Source organism: Endozoicomonas sp. ALB091, from assembly GCF_049310265.1.
In the GTDB taxonomy this organism is placed as follows: Bacteria; Pseudomonadota; Gammaproteobacteria; order Pseudomonadales; family Endozoicomonadaceae; genus Endozoicomonas.
The window spans coordinates 776575-801312 of sequence record NZ_JBLYNQ010000007.1 but is presented as its reverse complement, the minus strand read 5'-3'; the positions used below and the strand labels follow the sequence as shown (position 1 = coordinate 801312).

The 24738-nt window shown below is 49.5% G+C and carries 17 protein-coding genes; 11 read left to right on the top strand and 6 right to left on the bottom strand.

The annotated features are described in order from the left end of the window. The first annotated feature begins 193 nt into the window (after positions 1-193). Positions 194-1072 carry a patatin-like phospholipase family protein gene (locus tag ACO6UX_RS15320; RefSeq protein WP_422449015.1) on the top strand — a complete coding sequence of 293 codons (879 nt, stop codon included), beginning with the start codon at positions 194-196 and terminating at the stop codon, positions 1070-1072. On the opposite strand, the gene dgt is transcribed toward ACO6UX_RS15320, so the two are convergent. After that, a complete protein-coding gene (dgt, locus tag ACO6UX_RS15315; RefSeq protein WP_422449013.1) occupies positions 1041-2510 on the bottom strand; it encodes a dGTPase in 1470 nt (489 codons plus the stop codon). The genes ACO6UX_RS15320 and dgt overlap by 32 nt on opposite strands. 351 nt (positions 2511-2861) lie before the next feature. Between dgt and ACO6UX_RS15310 the strand changes: the two genes are divergently transcribed. The 7 genes from ACO6UX_RS15310 to ACO6UX_RS15280 all read left to right on the top strand — a co-directional run bounded on the left by ACO6UX_RS15310 (position 2862) and on the right by ACO6UX_RS15280 (position 11883). Continuing rightward, positions 2862-3905 (top strand): hypothetical protein, encoded by a 1044-nt coding sequence (locus tag ACO6UX_RS15310; RefSeq protein ID WP_422449011.1) that lies wholly within the window; start codon positions 2862-2864, stop codon positions 3903-3905. Between the two features lie 85 nt (positions 3906-3990). Then, on the top strand, positions 3991-5949 hold the full coding sequence (locus tag ACO6UX_RS15305) for a DNA topoisomerase III (protein ID WP_422449009.1): 1959 nt from the start codon (positions 3991-3993) through the stop codon (positions 5947-5949). A gap of 225 nt (positions 5950-6174) precedes the next feature. Continuing rightward, positions 6175-6399 (top strand): hypothetical protein, encoded by a 225-nt coding sequence (locus ACO6UX_RS15300; protein ID WP_422449007.1) that lies wholly within the window; start codon positions 6175-6177, stop codon positions 6397-6399. 61 nt (positions 6400-6460) lie between these two features. Beyond that, positions 6461-7480, top strand: coding sequence for a hypothetical protein (locus tag ACO6UX_RS15295; RefSeq protein ID WP_422449005.1), 1020 nt, complete (start codon positions 6461-6463; stop codon positions 7478-7480). 5 nt (positions 7481-7485) lie between these two features. Further along, positions 7486-8796 (top strand): hypothetical protein, encoded by a 1311-nt coding sequence (locus tag ACO6UX_RS15290; protein ID WP_422449003.1) that lies wholly within the window; start codon positions 7486-7488, stop codon positions 8794-8796. Beyond that, positions 8793-10469: a hypothetical protein gene (locus tag ACO6UX_RS15285; RefSeq protein ID WP_422449001.1), complete on the top strand. Its 1677-nt coding sequence runs from the start codon at positions 8793-8795 to the stop codon at positions 10467-10469. The genes ACO6UX_RS15290 and ACO6UX_RS15285 overlap by 4 nt, the downstream gene beginning before the upstream one ends. Before the next feature lie 16 nt (positions 10470-10485). Then, entirely contained in the window at positions 10486-11883 is a 1398-nt protein-coding gene (locus ACO6UX_RS15280; RefSeq protein WP_422448999.1) for a flagellar assembly protein T N-terminal domain-containing protein, read from the top strand. 102 nt (positions 11884-11985) lie between these two features. Here the strand turns inward: ACO6UX_RS15280 and ACO6UX_RS15275 are convergent, their stop codons facing one another. From ACO6UX_RS15275 to ACO6UX_RS15265, 3 genes are all read right to left on the bottom strand, one after another. Then, positions 11986-12600 (bottom strand): outer membrane beta-barrel protein, encoded by a 615-nt coding sequence (locus ACO6UX_RS15275; RefSeq protein WP_422448997.1) that lies wholly within the window; start codon positions 12598-12600, stop codon positions 11986-11988. 321 nt (positions 12601-12921) lie between these two features. Next, complete coding sequence (locus tag ACO6UX_RS15270) at positions 12922-15984, bottom strand: hypothetical protein (RefSeq protein WP_422448995.1); 3063 nt, start codon at positions 15982-15984, stop codon at positions 12922-12924. Between the two features lie 139 nt (positions 15985-16123). After that, positions 16124-20560, bottom strand: a complete 4437-nt coding sequence (locus ACO6UX_RS15265) for a hypothetical protein (RefSeq protein WP_422448993.1) — start codon at positions 20558-20560, stop codon at positions 16124-16126. 401 nt (positions 20561-20961) lie between these two features. Between ACO6UX_RS15265 and ACO6UX_RS15260 the strand changes: the two genes are divergently transcribed. Then, entirely contained in the window at positions 20962-21384 is a 423-nt protein-coding gene (locus ACO6UX_RS15260; protein WP_101746738.1) for a LexA family protein, read from the top strand. Then, a complete protein-coding gene (locus ACO6UX_RS15255) occupies positions 21381-22658 on the top strand; it encodes a Y-family DNA polymerase (protein WP_422448991.1) in 1278 nt (425 codons plus the stop codon). Before ACO6UX_RS15260 ends, ACO6UX_RS15255 begins: the two co-directional genes overlap by 4 nt. A 1-nt stretch (position 22659) precedes the next feature. Here ACO6UX_RS15255 and ACO6UX_RS15250 read toward each other — a convergent pair whose 3' ends face one another. Continuing rightward, positions 22660-23214, bottom strand: a complete 555-nt coding sequence (locus ACO6UX_RS15250; protein WP_422448989.1) for a hypothetical protein — start codon at positions 23212-23214, stop codon at positions 22660-22662. Positions 23215-23275: 61 nt separating this feature from the next. Further along, a complete protein-coding gene (locus ACO6UX_RS15245; RefSeq protein WP_422448987.1) occupies positions 23276-23479 on the bottom strand; it encodes a hypothetical protein in 204 nt (67 codons plus the stop codon). A 228-nt stretch (positions 23480-23707) separates the two neighbouring features. Between ACO6UX_RS15245 and yghU the strand changes: the two genes are divergently transcribed. Further along, complete coding sequence (gene yghU / locus ACO6UX_RS15240; RefSeq protein WP_422448985.1) at positions 23708-24580, top strand: glutathione-dependent disulfide-bond oxidoreductase; 873 nt, start codon at positions 23708-23710, stop codon at positions 24578-24580. Positions 24581-24738: the final 158 nt, after the last annotated feature.

Genomic DNA, 24738 nt, shown 5'->3' with positions numbered 1-24738 from the left:
CCAGCATGATCAGCGACAATTGCCGCTTTCCACACTGATAAGCGCAGCGGCTAGGGATTCGGTTGAGATTTACTTTAGCCCAGAGCGGGGCTCATGACATAATGTCGGCTTGAGCAAAAACTTTCCGAGGGCCAGGAGGCTGCTTCAGTTTTTTTGCAAGCAACGTTACTTTCCAGAGGTGGCGCTTTCATCTATGAGCATGTTCACGACAGAGCTTTTTAAAAGCAAACCCTATCGGTTGGGCCTGACCCTGTCCGGTGGTGGGGCAAAATGCATGGCTCAGATTGGCTTACTGCAGTACCTGAACGAGCATGGAATCGAGCCGGATATTATTTCCGGTGCCAGCGGTGGTGCGATGGTCGGTGCTCTGCACAGTGCCGGATATGCACCGGCAGAGATTCTGGACTTCTTTGTCTCGACCCGAATGTTCAGCTTTAGAAACCTGTCGTTCAATGCACTCGGATTGATTGACTCAGAGAAGATCGCGAAAAATTTTCAGGCTTATTTCCCGGAAGATAGTTTTGAATCATTGAAAAAACCTCTGTATGTGGTTGCTACTGATTTGAACAGAGCGCAGCAGACGGTATTTAACAGTGGTCCACTGATTAATGCTTTAACGGCATCGTCCGCTTATCCGGGCATGTTTACCCCGGTTAAATGGCAGGGGACCGTCTATGCGGATGGCGGGATTATCAATAACTATCCTTCAGACCTGATTAACGACCAGTGTCGCCATCATATCGGGATGTATCTTGCTCCGGTTATGTCCAGGCCCTGTGAGCATTTCGCCAACACCTTTGATGTACTGGACAGGGTATTTCAGATTTACAGTTCTGCCCGGCAGTTTTCCAATATCAACTTGCCGGAGGTGTCATTGGCACCGGAGGGTATCGAGGACTGCAGCGCTTTTATGGTGAAGCCGGATCAGCTACGGTCTATCTATGACATGGGCTATCATTCCAGCAGAAAATACTTCGAGAACGAAGGAGCCCAATGGCTGAAGACCATGAAAGGAGGAACGCAAAAGCGTTCCTCATGGTTTAAATTGCCGATAGGCTCTGATACTCCGTAAGTACGAAGTAGTCTGTCATGCCACCCACATAGTCCAGAATCAGTCTCGTCCGGAAATACCATTCAAGATCGTTCTGTTCAGCGGGAGAATGCTGTTCCTGACGCATTTGATGCACAGCCCGAACATAGGCTGCTTTATACTTCCGGGACAGTCGGTGATTGAGTCGATGCTCGATAAAGTGTTCGCTATCATCCAGATTATCGAGGTTTGCGAATGCGGTGCCGGGGAGTTCCAGAATGGGGCGATAGATATCGAGCAAGCCCATCAGGGCCGCATATCCGCGCAGTTCCGGTGTTTCTTTTTCCTGACTACTGAACACATGTCGTATGGCGACGGTTTTCAGTGTTTTCAGTGCCAGATGCTGGTCTGAGCCGCCATCAATTAATGGTTCATCCAGCGTCCCATGAAAAACTTCCTTATGCTTCTGCAGGTATCGGTTGGCAGCATAGCTGACCAGATCCCGGACCAGCTGTGAGCGTAAATGGCGAATAAAGTTTTGTGGGTTATCTTTGGCAACATTTTCGGCGGTTTTAATGATATCCGGCAGGTATTGGCTCTTTTCGCCGGTGAATTCCTGCCACACTTCTTTCAGCCAGAAGCTCAGACCCCTGAATGACAGAATGCCCTTATCAACAGCATCTTCCAGATCGGCAATGCAGTAAGAGATATCGTCTGCTGCCTCCATGATGTAGACCAGTGGAAAGCGACAGTTCTCCTGTATCTCAAGATGTTTCCAGATGTCCTGGATAAGGCGCTGTTCTGAATAGTAGAAGCCGGGCTTTTTCTGACGGTAAGCAAATCCGCTTATCGGGTTTTGATAAGGTGCCCGGGTGTATTTGATGGTGGCGGCCAGCTGTGACCAGGTCAGGTTGAGTGTCTGCAGGCTGTGAATGATGCGCAGCCCCTGGGCGTTGCCTTCAAAGACGGACAAATCCGGTAACAGTACCTCGTAGAAAAGCTCTGAGTGACCGGTTTGGCCATTGACGGCGGATTGTCTGGCCATTGCCTTGTGATGGCAGGCTTCGCCATGATCCTGAACCCAGCGGCTGAACGCGGCTTCCCCAAAATGGCCAAAAGGTGGGTTCCCTACGTCGTGTAGCAGACAGGACATTTCTACCAGATTGGTAAAGGCCGTTTCGATACCTTCCAGACCAAGTTTTGCCAGCTCCCCATGTTGTTTTAGTTGATCCAGAATAGTTTTGGCCAGATAGCGGCCCGTTTGCTGAACTTCCAGTGAGTGGGTAAGACGACTGCGGACGGCTGCATTGGTTTCCAGTGGGTAGACCTGGGTTTTCTGCTGAAGCCTGCGCAGGGCCGCTGACTGAATTATACGACCACGGTTACTCTCGGTCTCGGTAATCAGATCCCGGGGCCGGGCTCGGGTTACCGGCTCAGGGCGATCGCAGGTCAGTTTCTTAAGGTAATCCAGAGGTTCCATAGGCTTGGTAACCGGGGGTTTGGAAGTATTTTCAGATTACCATATCTTTCGGCTGATCGGTGAGTAGCATGATTTGCCGCGTTGATCAGTGACCGGGCAATATCCGGATGAAAGCCTGCTGATTGGCTTTTTACTTTTTTTGTTTTCAATTTTGTCTTGACGGTTCATTGCTTTGCTATAACTACTGCTCCCTGATAAGTCTTTGTTTGAACCTGGAGTTAAATTGTGGAAGAGAAACTAATGATAATGTTATTTGTGTTTCTTTCTTTCTTACTCTTTCCGGGTGAAAAAACTGAAGCCTCTGACTTCTACTCTTATATTCCTTTTCTCTACCAGGTTACGGAGGGAAGCGTGGGAGTATTCAGGAATGGAAACCAATTTTATGAGGATGTCTATCCTGCCGGTGTTTATCCAGTCTGGCCTTCTGATGAAGGGTTTGTTATCAGCATTGTGCCTGAGACGGCGGCTGTTACGGACATTCTTTGTATTACTGCCGATGGGATAATCATCACCTTTCCCCAAATCACCGTTCGTTATCAGATAAATGAACAACATGTATTAAGTCTGGTTAAAGGCTATGGGCTTGATTTTGTCAAACCTGCTATTAAAGATCCTGTGAAACTGGGGGTTGCTCATTTATGCAGGGCGCTGAACGCTGAAGCGGTTTACTTTGATGAATTTATACCATTTAAGGGGATTCTGGGCCGTTATCTGGCAGAGGGGCAGAGGGAGAAAGGCACCGGAATATCGATTTGCCATCTTGACATTGAATACCCCCGGGTGCCGGATGTCATTATTGACAATCATGCTGGTCATAATCCAGATCACAAGCCCCAAACCCCAATAACTTGCGAACCGCCTTATGAGATTTTCTACACACTGGAAAATGAGCAAGAAGCCATCAATCGCCTCTGTGGCTTTGTCAGACCGCCTGATGATGAACCTTACACGGAGCCTGTTTCGGAAGAGGATTCAGCCATAGTTCTGGAGCCCTCTGTTTCAGTTGCTGAAGACGATATTGCCGGTGTACTCAGCCCCGCAGAGGAAGTAAACACCGATGACACCGGACAGAGAGATTATGAGGTACCTCAGGAAGATCTATCATTTCCGTGGGCTGAGGAGCTATTTATTGATGGTCAGGACTCTGTTGGTGAAGATGCCGGGCCTTCAGAACACAGTCGGGATTCCAGTTCAGAACCTATGGCGGAGGTGGGTGATAATACTGTGCCAGTGCACAGTGTTGATGCTGTAACAGAGATTAACCAGAACCTGCCATCAGGATTGGTTGATCAGGTGCCTGATCAGGAAAGGAGTAAGGAAAAGCTTTATCAACAGATGCAAGACTCGAAACACCTTTGGAAAAATAACAACAGCCGACTCTACCTGGGCTGGTAAGAAAACGGATGAATGCTCGCTAAATGGTGAATTATGCTGTATAAAAAAACAGTATTTTAGTCATTGTCAGCCGGACTGTTTTTGAATGCGGTTATTTATCGCCGAAAAGCCCAGCCTTGGGCGAGCCATTGCCGATGTTTTGAAAAAGCCCCTGAAAAAACAGGAAGGCTATATCGAGTCTGCTTCAGGAGATGTGGTGACCTGGTGCATAGGTCACCTGCTTGAGCAGGAGGAGCCGGATGCCTATGATCCGGCCTTCAAAACATGGAAGCTTGAGCACCTGCCTATTGTTCCCATGCAATGGAAATTGAGACCCAGAAAGGGAGGGCGTGGGCAGTTATCAGTGATCAATAAGCTGCTCAAACGGGCTGATATTATTGTCAATGCCGGTGACCCTGATCGTGAAGGCCAGTTGCTGGTGGATGAAGTGCTGGATTATCTGAAGCTCTCTGCCCAGCGTAAAAAAGATGTTCGTCGTTTATTAATCAGCGATCTGAACCCTTCTGCCGTTTCCCAGGCCCTTGGGCGGATGCGATCCAACCAGGAGTTTGTACCGCTGGCGGTTTCTGCCCTGGCTCGTTCCCGGGCAGACTGGCTTTACGGTATTAACCTGACCCGTGCCTGCACATTGCTTGGCCGGAAGGTTGGCTTTAATGGGCTGCTCTCCATCGGCCGGGTGCAAACACCGATTCTGGGTCTTGTCGCCCGACGTGATGCCGAAATTGAACACTTTCAGCCTAAGCCGTACTTTGAGGTTTTTGCCACTTTGTTAACGGCAAAAGAGGAAACCTTCAAAGCCAAATGGCTACCCAGCGAAGCCTGCCAGAACTGGATGGATGAGGAAGGGCGAGTGCTGGATCGGCGTCTGGCGCAGAATGTGGTGGACCGTATTACCGGCAAGCAGGGGACAGTAAAACGCGTCGAAGATAAGCGTGGCAAAGAACCCCCGCCATTACCCTACTCGTTGTCGGCACTGCAGATAGATGCTGCCAGGCAGCTGCGTATGGATGCCAAGACGGTGCTTGATAGCTGTCAGCGTCTTTATGAGCAGAAACTGATTACTTACCCCCGTTCAGACTGTCGCTATCTGCCCGAAGAGCATTTATCCCAGGCACCTGAAGTGTTGGCAACGATTCGCCACAATGTCTCTTCGCTGGGGAAGGCGGTGGATCAGGCGTTGCCGGAAAGGAAAACCAGTGCCTGGAATGATAAAAAAGTTGGGGCGCATCACGGTATTATTCCTACCTCTCTGAGAACGGACCTTGAACGATTGTCTGAACTGGATCGCAAGTTGTATGGATTAATTGCCAGACAATATGTTGCGCAGTTTTATCCTGATCATACTTTCAGAAAAAGAGTCGTCGATATCGACATAGAAAAAGGCCTTTTCCGGGCCGGGAGCCGCCAGACTGTCGAGGAAGGGTGGAAGGTTCTGATGAATTCAGGCAAAAGTCATCAGCGTTCCGTCGGTGATGAAAATAATGAAGAGAGTGCTTTTTTACCTGAGCTGGCCAAAGGCGATGTGCTTGATTGTCCTGAAGCCGAGCTGAAGGAAAAAATGACACAGCCCCCCAAACCATTTAATGATGCAACACTCCTTTCGGCCATGACGGGCATCGCCCGATTTGTTCAGGATAAAGACATTCGCAAGATTCTCCGTGAAACCGACGGCCTGGGAACCGAGGCAACCCGGGCCAGCATTATTGAACTCTTGTTCAAGCGCCAGTTCCTGGAGCGCAAAGGCCGAAATATTCATGCAACAGCCACTGGCAGAGCCCTGGTCAACGCATTACCGGAAAGAGTGACCACGCCTGATATGACCGCACGCTGGGAAGCCTCTCTGAATGACATTGTTGAGCGAAAAGGCAGCTACGGTGCCTTTATGGGCGGGCTTGATCAGGAGCTGAGAGCGTTATTGATGCAAACCATGAACGATGGCTTGCCCTCTGTTGCCGGATTGCCTGCCCCTTCGAACCAGCCGTTTAAACGAAAAGGCAAAGCAAAGAGTGCTGGAAGTCGTCGGAAGAAGCGGAGTTCAGCATAGAATATTGCCCTGAGAATCAAATCAGAGTCGAGCCAATTGCTTGTAACTTGAACTGACAAAACTATCAAACTGACAGACAGCTACATTACGAAGGTTGAACTCGCAGGTTACAACCAGCTGACCAAACTTGCTGAAACCGATCCTGAAGCTTACAAAGCAGAATACGCAAAGCTGCCAGAAGCTGAGAAAAAAGAATTTGACGCGTTCCTGAATACGTCTTCCGAGATGACGAAACAGTCTCTTGGTCTGTTAGTTGAAGCTTACAAGCTGCAGAAGAGTGTCCAGCAAATTGATATCAAAGCTCTGGTGTCCAATCCTATGAAATTGCCTTCCGCAATGAAGGGTGCAAGCCTTGCCGGTGACCAGATCTCATTTACCGTTGATGCACTCTCCATGCTGAAGAAATACCACGGTATTTACAACAACGCCATCAGTTACGCTGGCCGATAAAGTATAAAAGAGCAGCTATTTAGCTGCTCTTTTTTTCCTCCTTCATATTCACGAGATTATTATGTCTTTTGGCATCAAACATTTCTGTGTCTGCGCACTTTCAGCTGCCATTCTGACAGGGTGTGCAGGAATGCAGGGCAAAGTGCAGATTGACCCTTCACTCCATACTGTGAGTAAGGCCGATTATGAGTCCAGCAAAAAGGCCATTGAACTTCCACAGAACTATTCAACCAAGAACTACAAGCGTCTTGTGGTTGCTACAAACTTTTTTGCAAATAAAGATGCCAGCAGCTACTCAGACCTTCCACTGGAAACGGTTTCTACCATGATGGAGACAGAGATCAGCAAGCTGAAACGCTTCACGATCGTATCCCGCCATCTCGGCCAGAAAGGCAAAGCAGCTGAGAAACGTTTTCAGGATATGGGCACAACTGATGCCTTGTCGCGCATGCGCTTTGGTAAAGGCCTGAATGCCGATTACGGGCTGGTAGCCGGTGTTTCTGCTGTGAAGGAAGAGTATAACCGCGTTGACCATAACGAAGTCCTGTACATAATCCGCGTTGATTATCAGCTGATTGATTTCCAGACAGATGAAATTATTGAAGCGGATTCCGCAGAAGGCCGTGCCATTCGCACCCTGTTCCGCTTGCCAAGCGGTAAGGTGATTGGTGGTTTCGATCAAGAACAAGAGCAGGATGCACTGAACCAGGCATCCATTAACGCTCTTAAAATCGTTGCAAATAAAATCGGTAATAAACTGCCAATTGGAGGACAGGTCGTTGGTTTTAGAGGCAGTAATTTCCAAATCGATAAAGGCTATGAAAGCGGTTTCATGGGCAAACAGATCGTAACTCTTTACATGTCTGATATGGGGGTGGATCTGCCATTGGCTATTGCTGAAGTCACTCCTGGGGCCGATGCCAGTCGCGGTAAAATTATACGCTGGTCTAATGATCCTGATGTTCAGGACCTGGTCGCTGAAATCAAAGCTGATCCACTCTTCTTCAAAAAGAACGAGCTGTTTGCCGTATCCAACGGTATGCCGCTACCTCCAGAATGGGAAGATAACTACAAGGACTGAGCAGTATGCGCAGTACGAAAATCCTTACTGCCCTGGTAATGGTCTTTGCTCTGTCTGGTACTCCGGGGGTAGCAGCTTCGGCTGTTACTCTTGGTCAGTCACATACGTTATATTTTGACAAGTATGCGGCCAGCAAAACAGGCATTATCGTCGACTCCGGCATAGTTTTTTCTACGGTGATTCTTCCGTATGGAAGAGATACATCCAGAAATTCGGCTAAAGCCAAAGCGATGATTTCTGCATGGCAGCAGATCACAGAGCATTACCAGCTACAAGCCCTCTCATCTTCAACAGGTAGCTCCTCTCTTGACCAGGCTCTGATCAGACAGCGCGACATCCGGCTGAAAAAGCTTCCATCCCGTATTCTGGTGAACCGCCCGGAAGGAGAGAGCTACCGCTATGTTCTGGCAGCTAATGAAGAAGATATCAAAAGGTTGATCACGGCCAGCAAAAATGAAGACATAAGCACGGAAGATATCACCACACTATTACATCAGCTGGATGCCGGTCAGCATTACCACTATCTGGGGAAGATCTTTTCGGAATTTGGGTTGCAGGAGATTGCACTGCAGTGGGAAAAGAAAGAACTGTTAAAAAAATACTGCCTGGCAAACTATTACCAGCCATCGCAGCAGCCTTTTCTCGAAAGGCAGAGACTGTTGGCATTGCAGGCTGACAACTCACCTGCGTTGGATTGGCTCTGCGAACTCCCCGCCAGCGCCTATGTCATTGATAACCACCTGAAACAAAAATCTCTACCTGAGACAACCATTCTTGCTTTTGAGAGTACAGCCTTGCCTGCACGCGCGCCAAATGCTATTGCACAGATTAAGGAAAACCAGCAAAAGAATCCCCTTGCCTACCTGCACAAACTACCTGGCCAACTGAATCTTGCCAGCCCTTATTCGGCCGCTCTGAGCCTGCCCGGACATATTCTGTTCAGTAACACATTCAGTGATCAGCCAGCCCAGGCCTTTATCGATGCCAAAGTCCTTTTTGAACAGGGTAGAGAACTTGACACAATCATCTCTCTGCTAAAAGAAAGCATCAATAGCTCACCTCGTCATCAGGAGAGCTGGCAGTATCTGGGAGCAGCCTTAATCGCAAGGCAAAATTGGCCGGAAGCTGCTGCTGTTTATTTACAGTGGATCGCTCTTGAACCCAGCAACCTGGAAGCTATTTCACGTTACACAGAATCTCTTCACCGCATGGGATTAAAGCAGGAAGCATCCCGGTTCGTTTCTTATCTGCAACTGTATGCCGCAATAAATAAATTTGCTTATAACACTATCCAAATTATTGAGAACAAACCATGAGATATCTCTTTAAAGCCACACTACTGGCACTGGCTGTCTCTTCAGCAGTACACGCTGTAGAGTTTAAACCCGAAGCGGCTTCGCCAGAAGTCACTGCTGTTTCTGTCCAGCCACAAATCGTCGAAACACCTGCCACAGCCGTTACCACTCAGCTGCAAACCATGCCTGCACAGTCCGCTGCTGCAGTTGATGCGATGGATCTTGCTTATCAATTTCTGGATAAAGGTGGGGTGCTTGAGGGCTGGAACAGCGATAAAAGAGTATATGTCGCTCTAAGCGAAGCTATTTTTGACTCGGAAGATCCATCTTATGATGACAGTTTCATCATTAAGCGTTCTCTGAAATCCATGGAAGCATCTCTGGATGCGAAACGATCCATTATTCAGTACATCTATACTGATATGTCAGCAGCAGATCGTGTCAGCACCCCGGGTACAGACCTTAATGTTGAGTTCAAAGACAAACTTGAAAATTTGGAAAGAAAAGCTGCTGCTCAGAGGGGGCGAGTAGCCAAACTGTTGGAAGTTATGGATGCCAAAGAAGCACAAATGCTCCGAGGTGTCACCTTTGGTGATAGAGCCGATGCATTGATGGAAGCTGCTATCAAAAAGCTGGATGGGCACTTCGATAAGGGTGAAATCGCTGCTGACAAGCAAGCCCAATATGAGCAGGCCAAAGCCAATTATCAGGAGGCCATGTCTGAACATGAAAGTACCATGAACGAGCTGGACCAACTGGCAGGCAGTGTCACAGGTGAAGCCTACAGTATGGCTGAAGCCGTTTCCAAAATGCCTCTGTATGGTGCCATTACCGCTGCTCAGTTTGAATCATGGGATGACATTAAGCAACAGTATAAAGTTGCCATGGTGACCGTCTGGTCTCCAAAACAAGAGGAGATGATACGGGCTCTGCTTTCAGGTGAAGCAATGACGCTTCCCAAAGGGAAACAAAATCTGGCTGATTATATACGCAGCCAGGACTGGTCTACCGCTACAGGGGGGCGCAAGTTCCGTGATAGTTCTGGTAATTTCCATATTCTTGGCATAGCTGCCAGCCCTGTTGGCAGTAGCTCTTCTTCTGAACGAAAAGCCCGTGGTATCGCTGAACTGATGGCACGTAAACAAGTGGCTACAGCCCTTTATGCGGACGTTGCTGCCTATGAAAAAGCCGAGCAGGCAATGACGACCCTGAGTAGTAGTGGCGGAAAGGACGTCAGCATTGCTGCGGAAAGCTTTACCAGCGAGCTTAGCCAGAGCATCGAAAATCGCGCTGTCCAAGGTCTATCCAAGCGTTTTGGCAGGCGTGTGACCCACCCGCTTTCTGGCCAGGATATTTACGTCAGCATTTACTCCATTGATACATCCAGTGTTGTTAATGCCAGGCTTATGCAGGCCAGCCAGTACCAAACCAAAGTACTGGACATTCAATCACAGCAGCAACTCAAAGGCACTAAAGACGGTTTGGACCAATCTGTTCGCATTGCTGAAAGCAGCAAGGCTGTTTATAACCAAGCCGAGAGAGAAGCTGCCAGCAGCAATCGTGTCGTTCCTCCCGTAGCGACACAGCAACCTGTGAAGCAGCAGGTTCCCGTTCAAAACACACAAGGTACGGCTACCTCCGGCGCTTATACCGGAGGCGGCAATGCCGATGCAGAAGACGCATTTGGTTGGTAAGGAGGGCCGTTAACTAATGAAACGTTGGGCTCTCATTCTGGCAGCACTTCTGATGTTGCCAACATTAGCCAATGCTTCTCTTGAGAAAACTGTGTCCAAAATGCTGGCTAATAACCAGTATATGGGCATGGTGAATGACAATGAGCTTGGACGTACCGTGATCGCAATTGGTCTCGGTATGCACCGTAAAGCCAATGTTGCTCAAGAGATAGCACGGCAGGATGCCATGAAATCTCTGACGGCTTATCTTAAAGGGGAACGGATTTCCTCTGTAGAGCGGGCCAGTCAATCCTGGAAAGGTGATACAGTACTCGAAGAGTACTACACCTCATTGACCAGCAATGTTGAAGGTACTCTGAAAGCCGCATGGAATTTTAATACCGGTGAGCATGATGGTATGACCTATAACGTAATGGTTATTTCAGAACGTAGCGGTGATTTCTCTGAATTGTTTGAAGAGCAAGATAGCATTGTTGAAGCCCGTGGTGTTGCGTCCTTGTCATCAGGTGTGGAAGCTGCACGCACGACAGCGTTGAATAATGCTTTGCGCAGTGCTGTCGAACAGTATGGCGGGGTGCAAATGGCCTCCAAAACAACGGTTGAAAACGCAGAAGCCTTGAGAGCAAAACTTTCAACGGTTTCCTCTGGCCATGTGCAGCGCTATACGGTGATCAAGGAGTACCAGGAAGGAAACAACTACTTCATCATCATCAGTGCCGAGGTAAGTGACTCTCCTCCTGACGGTCAGCAGCAGATTCTCGCTATTCAGGAAAATATGGGGCGACCATCCTTTGCAATTCAAACGGACAGACCTGAGGTTGATCGCCTGATGCGCGAACTTCTGGCGACCAGTGGTTTTGAGGTTTCGTCCTCGCCCAATAGTGCTCGATACACCATCAAGACTGACATCAGCAAGTATGAGTATAAGGCAATGGGAGGTATGACCGGACTGCAGACGACCATTAAAGTCCGTATTACTGACCGCTTCAGTAGCGATGATTTGATTAACGTATCCAGTGATCCAAACAATAGCGTTGAAATTTCTGACTCGGCCACTATTCGGGAACAAAACTCTCTGAGTTATGCCATGGAAGATTTGCAGCCAAAGCTCACCAGTGCAATAAAGAAGCAGTTTATCAGCCAGTTCAACAACGGAAGCAAAATTCAGGTAACACTGAAAAATTTCGATCGTATGCGGGATGTTGATGAACTACGGGCTTGTCTGGAAAGCCTGCCTCTTACCAAATCTGTGAGTGTTCAGCCCATACAGAATCGCAGTGCCAACTATGAGGTTATATATCTGGGTGATCCTGCCAGCCTTCAGCTGGACATTCTCAAACAGTCCCGTTCTTTCAGCTTGAGAGGGCTCAAGGCCAAAAATACGGATACCAGGGCCGTTGTTCTGTCTTTTTAGCTGTCTTGTTAACTTTATTTAAGCCCCGCAGCAGGCAGCGGGGCATCCAAATGGTTCAGATTCTGGTGGGAATGAGGACACATTGCCGAATTCAGTGATCACTCAGAAGAAGAGTTTCACAAAAAACTGGGTGGTGTACTGATCAGAATTGCCGCGATAATTCAGGCCAAATGACCACTCATAATCCACTTGATATTCTGCTCCGGCAGTGAAGAAGCCGGTATTGTCATCTTCGTCCCGGTCATAGTATTGCTGAATATAGCCGGAATTCAGCCAGAGGCCTTGTTCCAGGTGATAACGGGCGCTGACCGACGCTGTGTAGGCTGTGACTTTATCCTTTACCTCATCCGCATCCACAGACAGGCCGTTTCTGAGTCGGCCACTGGTGACCGATGGAATGACATGGAATCTGTCCGTTGGCTTTAATAACAGGCTGGCTCCGGCAAAGTAGGAGCTGCCATCAATCTCGACATTACTGGCAACATCATCTTTATCAATGCGGCCGTAGGCGTATCCTGCGTTCAGGATGACGGGTATGGATGGGACTTTATAGGCACCATTGACGAACCAGGTGGTTCCATCGAAGTTTTGCGTGCCCTGATTCTGATTATTGTAACCAAAGCCGGTATTAATAAATGTATAGTTATAGTCATTACCTGCGAATGCCATAGCTGAAGTGGAAAACAGTAATGAAATTAACAATATGCGAAAGGTCATCGGTTTAATCCCTGGTTTGCCGGGAGAGTTGTCAGTTAAGTAGCTAACCATATGAAATCATATATTTCTGACTCCTTGTTCAGGCACTCCCGGCAACTGCTCCTGCGTTGCTCTAGCTCCTGCATCCATGCAGTCGTGCTTCGTTACAACTCCGGTCACATAGCTACGGCTATGCTCCCTCCGTTGTGCCTCGCATAGCACCTGCCCAAGTAGCCAGAAATATATGATTCCATATGGCCAGCTACTTAATAGGGGAGACGTGGTAAGAGAAATACCTGCCACTTTGGTCTATTCGTTTAGAGTGTTATTTTTTCAAAAAGTTCATCGAGCTGAGTTTATTCGATCTTCTTCAGGATGCATCATCTCAAGCAGTGTCGTAATAAATGCCTTCCTTTTGATCTGGTAGCCATTAACCTGTGGAGCTGTTGATAGCCAGCCGTTAACCCTTTGCTCAAAATCATGACGGCAAACATGGCCAGTCAATTTCATTTGCAGATGCTCAGTCAGTGCATGCAGGCGTTGTTGTTCAAGCGTGGTGGCCGAACCGTCATTTGTCCCGGATCTGCCTTCAGAGTGCAGAGCGATAAACTGCCTGGCTTTATTCAGGGTAAGCAGGCAGCGTAGAAGTAAGCCATAAATACGTTCATCGGTATTTTGGGGGCTATTAAAAAGAAGGGTACGGGGGACGTCAAATACCGGCCCGTTTTGCAATTGCTCTGTCAGCGGATCAAGGTTCTCAGCAAGGTATTCCAGCGTATCATTGAGCAATCGGGTTTCTTCAGCAAACGACAAACACCATACCGGCCTGGCAACGCCGGGAACCTCAACGGCCAATCCTGTTGTATTTTGGGCTACCCTGGCGTCAACACTGACCTGAAACCCCAATGCCCTGGTCGCCAGATCACCATCTTCAAGGTCAATATTGTAGGCACCTGGCAGTTGAATCGCCGGACATCCCGGGACTGGTGAGATGATGATGCTTTTGGGGATGTCTGAATCCCTGTCGGTGTTTAGCGCCTGCAGCTTGGCAAGGAGTGTTCTGGTTGATTTTTCTGTCGTGCAGATAATGTCAATATCATTAAATACTGAGCAGAGGTTCTGTAAAAAACGGGCGTAAGAACCGGTAATCAGAATGGCTGGATCGTTATAAGAACCATTGATTTCCTGAATAATTTCCAGCACTTTCAGCGTTAGCGGAGTTAACTGTCGGGTCGACTTGTCCGGAACATCCGATCCGCCTGTTGTTAACGGTGGCTCCATAGTTTGAGCCGCACTGGCGGTCACTGCCCGGGTGGCGCAGGTATTTTCTGTTTCATCCCGGTATTCCCTGACCTGATAAGGGCGTTGGCATTCCTTCCCGGGACTGGCAACGGATACCGCTACCGTGTTTGTTCGTTCAAACAATAAATTATCCATTATATTGGCTTCAGGACTGTATTGTTCAAACCAGCGGCCTAAAGCATGCTGCCAGTTGCTTCTTTTATGAAAATTCTGGAGGCACTCCAGAACCTGATGCCTGTGGATTTGTCGTCCATCAACAGGCTGGCCCCTGACATAGCAGTACGCCAGGAAGAAAAAATGCAGGCGTGCGTTCTGAAATGAGCGCTTCAGTGTTTTGATGGATTGCGATACCTGTTGTGCTGACACTCTCTGATGATCAATGGTCAATTCATTCTGCATCGCTATGAATTTCAATATGCATTGCAGTCGTTGCTGCTCATCTTTGACCGGTACGCTGTTTAAGATTTGCCAGGCCTTTTGCATGATATCCTGGGCTTCACTGGTTTCATCGCACTTATGAGATTGTCTCAGCTTTTTAATCAGATATCTGGTTTGCCCTGAAGAATGGTCCCCGGGTGCTGCATCAAACGCTGCTAATACCTGCCGGTTATCCAGGTAGTTGCCATGCAATTTTCTGGCATTCAATGCCAGCAGAGAGTAGAAAATCGCTCTTTCGAGCAACCAATTGCCACTTTCATAATCCCGGATCACCGCTTCCGGTGTCACCTGTCGGCCATTCAATGGCAGGCCTCTCAGGCAACATTCGGCCTTGAAGCGCACTGTGGCCAGTTGGCCATCCGGACTATCCGGGAACTCCATAACCACCTCATCCGCTGTGACCTGCCTGCCTCCCAACGTCAGGCCCCTCAGGCAACATTGTTGCTTAAATCGTGCCAGCGCCAGTGGTGCCCTGGCGGCCTGAAAATCCCTAACAACAGTATCCGGCGTGACCCGCTGGCCATTCAACGGCAGGCTTTTCAGGCAACATTCTGCTTTGAAGCGCGCCAGCTCCAGCGTTGCCCTGGCTGCCTGATAAGCCTTAACCACCGCACCCGGTGTGACCTGATGGCCATTTAATGCCAGGCCTTTCAGGCAACATTCCGCTTTGAAGCGTGCCAGCGGGAGTGTTGCATTGATTTCCAGGCACCCCTTAACCACCGTATCCGGTGTCACCTGCTGGCCATTTAACAGCAGGCCGCTCAGGCAACATTGTTCCTTAAAGCGCATTATTCCCAGTCTGCCTTCCGGGTCATCCGGGAAACTCTCAATCACCGTATCCGGTGTGATCTGATGACCATTCAGCAGCAGGCCCTTCAGGCAACACTCCTCTTTGAACCGTGCCAGTTCCAGTGTTGCTTTGGCTGCCTGACAACTCTTCACCACCGCATCCGGTGTGAGTAGCTGGCTATTCACTGCCAGGCCCTTCAGACAACATTCCGCCTTGAAGCGTGCCAGCCCCAGTCTGCCTTCCGGACTATCCGGGAAATCCTCAATTACTGCAGCCGCTGTGACCTGCTGACCATTCAGGGTCAGGCTTTTCAGGCAACATTGTTCCTTAAAATGCGCCACCCCCAGTTTGCCTTCCGGACCATCCGGGAAATCCCTGACCACGGTATCCGTCCTGACAGGTTGGCCATTCAAGGTCAGGTTCCTCAGGCAGCATTCCGCCTTGAAGCGCGCTATCGCCAGTTGGCATTTGTTATTTCGACCTGGTTCCCGATTGAATTCCTGAATAACCTGATCCGGCGTTACTTTTCTATTGTTATGCAGAATGTTTTGTAAGCAGAGTCTTTGCAGGAAGAAGCCACCTCTGAGCGAGGTCGTATCATTGCCATAGGCTCTAAGCACATCAGCTGAGGTGATTTGACGTCCGTGTAGTGGTGTTTTTTTCCAAAAGGCATTCTCAATACGCCTGGCCTCACCCATGGTGGAGGCTGTGCTTCTATGGCAGCGATGGCTGGAGATTCTTTTACCGTTAAATGTATTTGTGGAGCAGTCAGGCATCCTGCCTGAACCGGTTTGTCGGTCAGCCCGGGCAGCAGACTTTGGGTAGAAGTCGGTTGAAGTGGGTGCTTTCAGAATAAAACCCTGCGCACTTGGCATGTAAATACCACCGTTTGACCTCAGAGTGATTGTTAGGTTCCATTTAAGGTGTGCCAAGCCATGGTCATCACCTGATTTGCCACAACAAATCTATAATTATTGATGAGGATTAGTATCGATAACAGTTTTGGTTAGCTACTTATGCAGGATGCATCATCGCAAGCAGTGTTTTGGTAAAGTCCTTCTTCTGGAGCTGATGATCATTAACAGGCTGAGTTGTCGATAGCCAGTGGTTAATTGTGTGTTCAAAGCCATGACGGTAAACATGGCTATGTAATTTCGCTTGTAGATTTGCAGCGAGTGTATGCAGGCGCTGTTGTTCTTTTGCCTGCGGGGTAGTCTGGCCGTCAGGTTTTCCGGGTTTTTCTGCAGAGTGCAGGGCGATAAACTGCCTGGCTTTATTCAGGGTAAGCAGGCAGCGCATAAGCAAACCATAAATACGTTCATCGGTGTTTTGGGGCGTGTTAAAAAGCAGGGTTCGAGCTAAGCCAAATATCGCTCCTTTTTGCAATTGTTCTGTTAGCCTGTCAAGGTTCCTGGCAAGGTATTCCAGCGTATCGTTCAGTAACCGGGTTTCTTCCGTAAACGACAAACACCATACCGGCCTTTCAACGCCGGGAACGTGAATAGCCAGTTGTGCGGTATTTTCATGGGCTACTCTGACATCAATACTGACGTGAAGCTCCATTGCTTTCCTCCCCAGATCACCGGCTTTAAGTTGAATATTGTAGGCGTGTGGCAGTTTAATGGCCTGACATCCCTCGATTGGCCAGATGGTGACGCTTTTGGCGATTTCAGAATCCCAGTCGGTGTTCAGTGCCTGCAGCCTGTCAAAGAGTGTTCTGGAGGACGCTTCTTCCGTGCAGACAATGTCAATATCATTAAATGATGAGCAGAGATTCTGTAAAAAACGTCCGTAAGAACCGTTAATCAGCAGAGGGGGGATGGTATAAGAACTATTGATTTCCTGAATAATCTCCAGTGTTTTCAGTGTTAGCGCATTTAATCGTGGAACCGGCTTGTCCGGGATGCCTGTTTTTAACCTTTGCTTCAGGGTTTCAGCCATATAGACGGCAAATGTCTGGTGGGTGGAAGCGGTTTCTGTTGTATCCCGATATTCCCTGAGCTGGCAGGGGAGTGAGCCTTCCTTGCCCGGATTGGCAGCGAATACCTCTGCCGATGTTGTGCTTCGCTCAGAACGCTCGATAACGGGAATCACGTCGGGCAGGTGTTCTCCATGCTTATGTCCGGTGTTCTCGCTGTTAACGGCAACAGAAGCTTCCTGTTGACTGGCAAAGGTTGTATATCGGTGAGGACTGTCACTCCCCTGAGCATCGAGTAACTCATCCATTACACAGGCTTCGGAGCTGCATTCTTCAAACCAGCAGTTTAAAGCATGGCGCAGCCTGCTTCCTTCAAGAAAACTTTTAAGATACCTGATTACCTGATCCTTATGAATGTGCTGTCTGCCAATAGACTGTCTCGTGATACAGCAGTGCGCCAGAAAGAAGAAATGCAGGCGTGAATTCTTAAATGAGCGCCTCAGTGTTTTGATGGCATGGAATACCTGTTTTGCAGACACTTCCTGTTGATCAATTGTCCATTTATTCTCCATGGCCATGAATTTCAATATACATTGCAGTCGAGATTGCTCATCGTCTTTGACTGGCACTTTGGTTAAGATTTGCCAGGCCTGTTGAAGTATCTCCTGACCTTTGCTGGTTTCATCGTACCGGTGGGATTGCTGCAACCTTTGAACCAGATACCTGGTTTGCCTTGAAGTATGATCTCCGGGTATATCATTAAACGCTGCCAATACCTCCTCGTTATCCAGATATTTGCCATTCAGTTCTCTGGCATTCAATGCCAGTAGCGAATAAAAAATAGCTCTTTCGAGCAACCTGCCACCGCGTTCATAATCCTTAACCACGGCATCCGGTGTGACCTGCCGGCCATTCAACAGCAGCCCTTTCAGGCAACATTCCGATTTGAAGCGAGCCAGCTCCAGTGTTGCCCTGATTGCCTGATAACCACTGGCTACGGAATCCGGTGTGACCTGCTGGCCATTCAACAGCAGCCCTCTCAGGCAACAGTCCGCTGTGAAGCGCGCCACCCCCAGTTTGCCATCCGGACTGTCCGGGAAACTCTTAACCACCTCATCCGGTGTGACCTGGTCACCATTGAGCTTCAGGTCCTTCAGGCAGCAGTCTGCTTTAAAGCGTGCCAGTTCAAGTATTGCCCTGATGGCCTGATAATCCCCGACTACTTCCTCCGGTGTGACCTGCAGGTTATTCAAACACAGCCCCCTCAGGCAGCATTCTGCTTTAAAGCGCGCCAGCGCCAGTTTTGCTTTGGCTGCCTGGTACGCTTCGGCCACTGAATCCGGAGTGACTGGCTGGCGATTCAACGCCAGGCCTCTGAGACAACATTGTTCCTTAAAGCGCGCCAGCTCGAGTGTTGCCCTGACTGCCAGATAACCCTTAACCACGGCATCCGGTGTGACCTGCTGGCCATTCAACGTCAGGCCCCTCAGGCAACATTCCGCCTTGAAGCGCGCGATACCCAGTCTGCTTTCCCGACCACCCGGGAAACCCTTAATCACCGCATCCGGTGTGACCGGCTGACCATTCAACGCCAGGCCCCTCAGGCAACATTCCGCTTTAAAGTGCGCTTGGCCCAGTTTGCCTGCCGGACTGCCCGGGAAATCCCTGACCACCTCGTCCGGGGTGACCCGGTTGCCAGCCAGTGTCAGGCCTCTCATACAGCATTCCGCTTTGAAGCGCGCCAGCTCCAGTGTTGCCCTGGTGGCCTGATAATCCTTAACCACCGCATCCGGTGTGACCAGCTGGCCATCCAGCGTCAGGCCACGCAGACAACATTCTGATTTGAAGCGCGCGCTCCCCAGTTTGCCCAACGGATTATCCGGGTAATCCCTGATCACCTCATCCGGTGTCACTTGCCGACCATTCAACGGCAGGGACTTCAGGCAACATTGCTCCTTAAAGCGTGCCAGCTCCAGTGGTGCTTTGGCCGCCTGATAATCTTTAATTACCTCACTCTGGCTGACCGGCTGGCCGTTCAATGGCAGGTTCTTCAGGTAGCATTCTGCTTTGAAGCGTGCTCTCCCCAGTTTGCCTTCCGGGCTATTCGGGAAATCCATAAACACCTCATCCGGTGTGACCAGCAGGTCATGCAGCGGCAGGCCTTTCAGATAGTAGTCCGCTTTGAAGCGTGCGATCCCCAGTTTGCCCTCCGGACTATTCGGGAAAGCTTTAACTACCTGCTCCAGTGTGACCTGCTGGTCATTCAAAAGCAGGCCCCGCAGGCAACATTCTGCTTTGAAGCGCGCCAATCCCAATATTTCCCTGGCTGCCTGAAAATCCTTAACCACCTCATCCGGTGTGATCTGTTCCCCATTCAGCGGCAGCTCCCTCAGGCAACAGTGTTCCTTAAAGCGTGCCAGCTCCAGTGCTGCCCTGGTGTCCTGAAAATCCTTAATCACTGACGCCGGTGTGATCCGATGGCCATTTATCGGCAGGCTCCTCAGGCAGCATTCCGCTTTGAAGCGCGCTTTTGCCAGTTTGCCTTCCGGGCTATCCGGGAAATCCTTAAACGCCGCACCCGTTGTCACCTGCTGGCCATTCAACGGCAGGTTCCTCAGACAACATTCCGCTTTAAAGTGCGCCATTTCCAGTTTTGCGTTGGCGGCCTGAAAACCCTTCAACACCGTATCCGGTGAGACTTGCTGGCCATTCAACGGCATGCCTTCCAGGCAACATTCTTCTTTAAAGCGTACTATGCCCAGCTTTCCTACCGGACTATCCGGAAAAGCGTTGGCCACCGTATCCGGTGAGACTTGCTGGCCATTCAACGGCATGCCTTCCAGGCAACATTCTTCTTTAAAGCGTACTATGCCCAGCTTTCCTACCGGACTATCCGGAAAAGCGTTGGCCACCGTATCCGGTGAGACCTGCTGGCCATTCAATGGCAAGCCGCTCAGGCAGCATTGTTCCTGAAAGCGTGCTACTCCCAGTTTGCCTTCCGGATTATCCGGGAAAGCCCTGACCACCGCATTCGGTGTGACCTGCTGGCCTTGCAGGCCCAGGCCACTCAGGCAACATTGTTCCATAAAGCGTGCTATTCCCAGTTTTCCTTCCGGAGTATCCGGGAAGTCCTTAACCACCGCATCCGCTGTGACCCGCTGACCATTCAGGAGCAGGCCTTTCAGGCAGCATTCCGCTTTGAAACGAGCTATCGCTAATTGGCACTTGCTATTCTGACCCGGCTCCCGTTTGAATTCCTGAATGACCTGATCCGGGGTGACTTTTCTATTGCCGTGTGGAACGTTCTGTAAGCAGAGCTTTTGCAGGAAGAAGCCACTTCTGAGCGAGGTTACATCACGGCTATATGCTTTAAGCACCTCAGCCGAGGTGGTCTTACGTTCTGGTAACGGTTTACTTTCCCAAAAGGCGTCTTCAAGAGTTTTGACATCATGCAGGGGGCGGCTTGTGCCTCTGCAGGACTGATGGTTTGAGACTTTTTTACCGTTAAATGTGCTTCTGGGGCGGTCAGGCATCCCGCTTGAACCGGTGTCATCCCGGCGGTCAGGCTTTGAGCGGGAGTGGGTGGATGTGGTTGCTTTCAGAGTACCTCCTAGTGCAATTTAGCGTTGATACCCATACCGTTCGTGCTGAGCTTGTCGAAGTACGGTGGCACCATCCTTCGACAAGCTCAGGATGAACGGGGTGTACGGGTATTAACGCTTTTCTGCACTAGATTATTAATGTCGCTGTTTGACCTCAAAATGATTGTCAGGTTCCATTGATGGTGTGTCAGGTGGAGAAGCAAAGATGCTCCATTGCAAGTCGATCAGAGTCGGCTTGCGGAACAGCTCTCCTGCCTCCAAAGTGCATCCGTTTTCTTTTAACCGCTAAATGCTTATACTGTATAAATAAACAGTTGATGAGATTGAATGGCATGAAGCCGATCCAGATCCTTCCACGACCTTTGCCAGAGACATTGCCCTTTTACCAGAGCCCGGCTGCCTGTGGCTTCACCAGCCCGGCAGCTGACTACCTGCAAGATACGCTCTCCCTGGACCAGCTGTTGATCCGTCATCCGGCAGCGACTTTTTTTGCCCGGGCCCAGGGGCGATCCATGGAAGGCGCTGGCATCTTTGATGGTGACATTCTGATTATTGATCGCTCCCTCACTCCGGGAGACGGTGATGTGATACTGGCCTTGCTGGACGGTGAGCTGATTGTAAAACGCCTGGTCTATTGCCATGGCAAACCGGAATTGCACTCGGAAAACCCCGACTACCCTGCGATTAAACTGGACTCTGAAGAAGGGCTCAATGTCTGGGGTGTGGTCACTGAAGTCATTCACCACCTGCGATGAAGGACGTTATTGCCCTCTGTGATGCCAATGCTTTTTACTGTTCCTGCGAGCAGGTCTTTAATCCATCCCTGCTGGGTAAAGCCCTGGGAGTGCTCAGCAATAATGATGGCTGTATCGTTGCCAGAACAGCGCAACTGAAAGCCCTGGGCGTTGCCATGGGGACACCGGCGTTCAAGGTCAGGGATCAGGTGGCCCGTGGTGAAATCATACTGAAAAGCTCCAACTATGCGCTGTATGGCGATATGTCTTCCCGCTTTATGTCGGTGCTGGAACAGTTCAGCCCGAAGCTGGAAGTGTATTCGATCGATGAAGCCTTTGTTGAACTCTCCGGTTTTCCGCTGGCAAATCTGCATGCCATAGGGTTGGATATGAAACGGCGGGTATTCCAGTGGACGGGGCTGCCGATTGGTGTGGGCATCTCAACCACCAAAACACTGGCCAAACTCGCTAACTATGCGGCCAAGAAATTTCCGGCAACCGGTGGTGTTGTGGATTTAACCAGCCCGATACGCCAGCAGCGGTTAATGGCAATCACCCCGGTTGGTGAGGTATGGGGAGTAGGCCGACGCATAGGAAAGCGGCTGGAGGCGGCAGGTATTCATACTGCTGCACAACTGGCAAACGCCAATCGTCGATGGGTCAGGAAACAGTTTTCTGTGGTGTTGGAACGGACGGTCTGTGAACTTCAGGGGGAGTACTGCATTCCCTGGGAAGAGGGGAGTTCAGCCAATAAACATCAGATTATGTGCTCCCGGAGCTTCGGCCAGCGGGTCACTACCAGGCAGGCACTTCATGCCGCACTGGCCAGTTTTATCTGTCGCGCCTGCGAGAAACTCAGAAAACAACAGCAGTATTCCCGTGAAGCCATTATTTTTATCAGGACCGATCCCTTTAAGGCCAATCTCCCGCAAACCGGACGGAGTCTGAAGCTGATGGTTCCATCGCCCACCAGTGATAGCTCGGTTTGGCTGCAACAGTTAAATCCGGCTTTGGACGTGCTGTTTCAGGAAGGTTACGAGTATAAAAAGGCGGGCTTTGCCCTGGTGGATCTTTGTTCCGGTGCAAGTTTTCAGGGAGACTTGCTGACGGCAGCAGCAATTCCGGAAAATACCCGGATGATGACCGTGCTGGATGCCATTAACCAGCGCTTTGGGAGCCAGACACTCCGGCCTGCATCAGTGGGCTTCCGGGCGCAGCCATGGCATATGAACCAGCAGGTGCTGAGTCCTTCTTATACGACGCAGTGGCCGGAGATCATGAAGGTTCAGACGTGAGTCAGGCATTGAGTTCACTTTGATGGATTAATGCATCAAGCCCGGCCATAAACTGGGACGGGCTCAGGTCCCGGGTGCTGAAAATATCCAGCCTCAATTGGGAGCGGCGATATTTAAACCGAAAATCCAGGATGAAGCGTGGATCGTGAGCATACAGTTTCTCCCTCACTTTGATCAGTTTCCTGAGTTTGCCCTGAAGATCATGCCGGTGTTCATAAAAGTGTTCTTCAACGATTGGCTGGATAAGAAGACCCCATAACTCAGCCCGGTTATCTTTTGGACAGGCACCGATATTCCAGCAGTTAGACGTCAGATCAATAATGTTTTCGATCTCATTATTACTGTCGCTGTATTCACTGAGCAACGGCTCAACCCAATCCGCAATAATGCCGGAGAGCCCCGGGCCTTCAAAGGAGGGTTTCTGGCCAGCACAGAGAAACGCCAGTCGGGAAAATATACGCTTTAAACGGTTAATCATGGTATGCAAAGTACACTCACCGAAATGAATGGTATTCAGTAATGCCCTGCAATTACTCAGGGAAGCAGCCATGCCCATAAATGTAGTCAGTGTTCACTGTGTCAGCATCACTTTTACTCTCCAGTCAGATTTGATTGAGTCAGTGCCAGAAGTGCAGGATCAGTGTGATCATAATCGCAATACCAACTAATAAAACGATTGATTTGATAATGTGTTCCTGTTTTTTCTGTGGCTGCTCATTATCAGCAGGTGAGTCTGTGTTTTTCAGTAAAAAGGGAACAAGGTCGGCCATAACCAGAAAGCAGGCCAGGAGCAGGACGGATACAACAACAGTTTTTATCATTGTTTGAACACTCCGGTTATTTTTTGAACGAAAGAACTAAGCAGTGAATTTGATGTATGACATAGATAGATGACTCTGTGCTTTTTATCCAGATTGTTTGCATCAAGGCCTGAAAACGATTCACGTTACTTTTCATGTCTGTGTTTAATACGGGAATACGCTTACCTTTCTTCGGGAATTATCTTATGCTGGGCAGCTTCGGGCTTAAGAACGAATAAGGAGTTGCCCATGGCAGATGCATCGTATGTTCCTCCCAGGGTATGGACTTGGGAAAATGAGAATGGTGGCCAGTTTGGTGGCATTAACCGGCCAACCGCCGGTGCCCGTTTTGACAAACCGTTACCGGTTGGCAAGCATCCATTCCAACTTTATTCACTGGCAACCCCGAATGGTGTGAAAGTCACCATACTGTTTGAAGAGTTGCTGGCGCTGGGGATTAAAGAGGCCGGGTATGACGCTTTTCTGATTGACATTATGGCAGGTGATCAGTTTGGTTCGGGCTTTGTTGGCATAAACCCTAACTCGAAGATTCCTGCCCTGGTGGATCGAAGCGACGGTGTGGAGATACCGGTATTTGAGTCAGGAGCCATCCTCCTTTATCTGGCCGAAAAATTTAATGCGTTTCTACCAGCGGAACCCGCCAGGCGGGCACAGTGTCTCTCATGGCTGTTCTGGCAGGTGGGCAGTGGTCCATACCTGGGGGGCGGCTTTGGCCATTTCTATGCTTATGCGCCGGAAAAATACCAGTACCCTATTGATCGCTTTGCCATGGAGGTCAAGCGTCAGCTGGATATGTTAAACCAGCATCTGGCAAACAATACCTATATCTGTGGCGATGATTATACCATTGCGGATATGGCAATCTGGCCATGGTACGGGGCCCTGGTGGATGGCAAAATCTACGATGCTGCCGAGTTTCTTCAGGTGGATGACTATCAACATGTTGTTCGATGGTCCAGACATATTGGGCAGCGAGAGGCCGTTCAACGTGGGAAAATGGTCAACCGCACCTGGGGTGAACTGTCCGGGCAGCTGAGAAACCGGCATGATGCTTCTGATTTTGAACTCAGGACCCAGGATAAACTGGAAGCTTCAGAATAAATTGGCAATATTCCAGAACCACAAAATAACGGAAGGGTGAAATTTTCACCGTTCCGTTGTAACGGTGTGAAGCATAAGAAATAACGTTTCTATCCTGTCTTTAACTCCACTTTTAATTCCACTTTGACCGAGATCAGTCAGTAACTTCAAACGAAGGC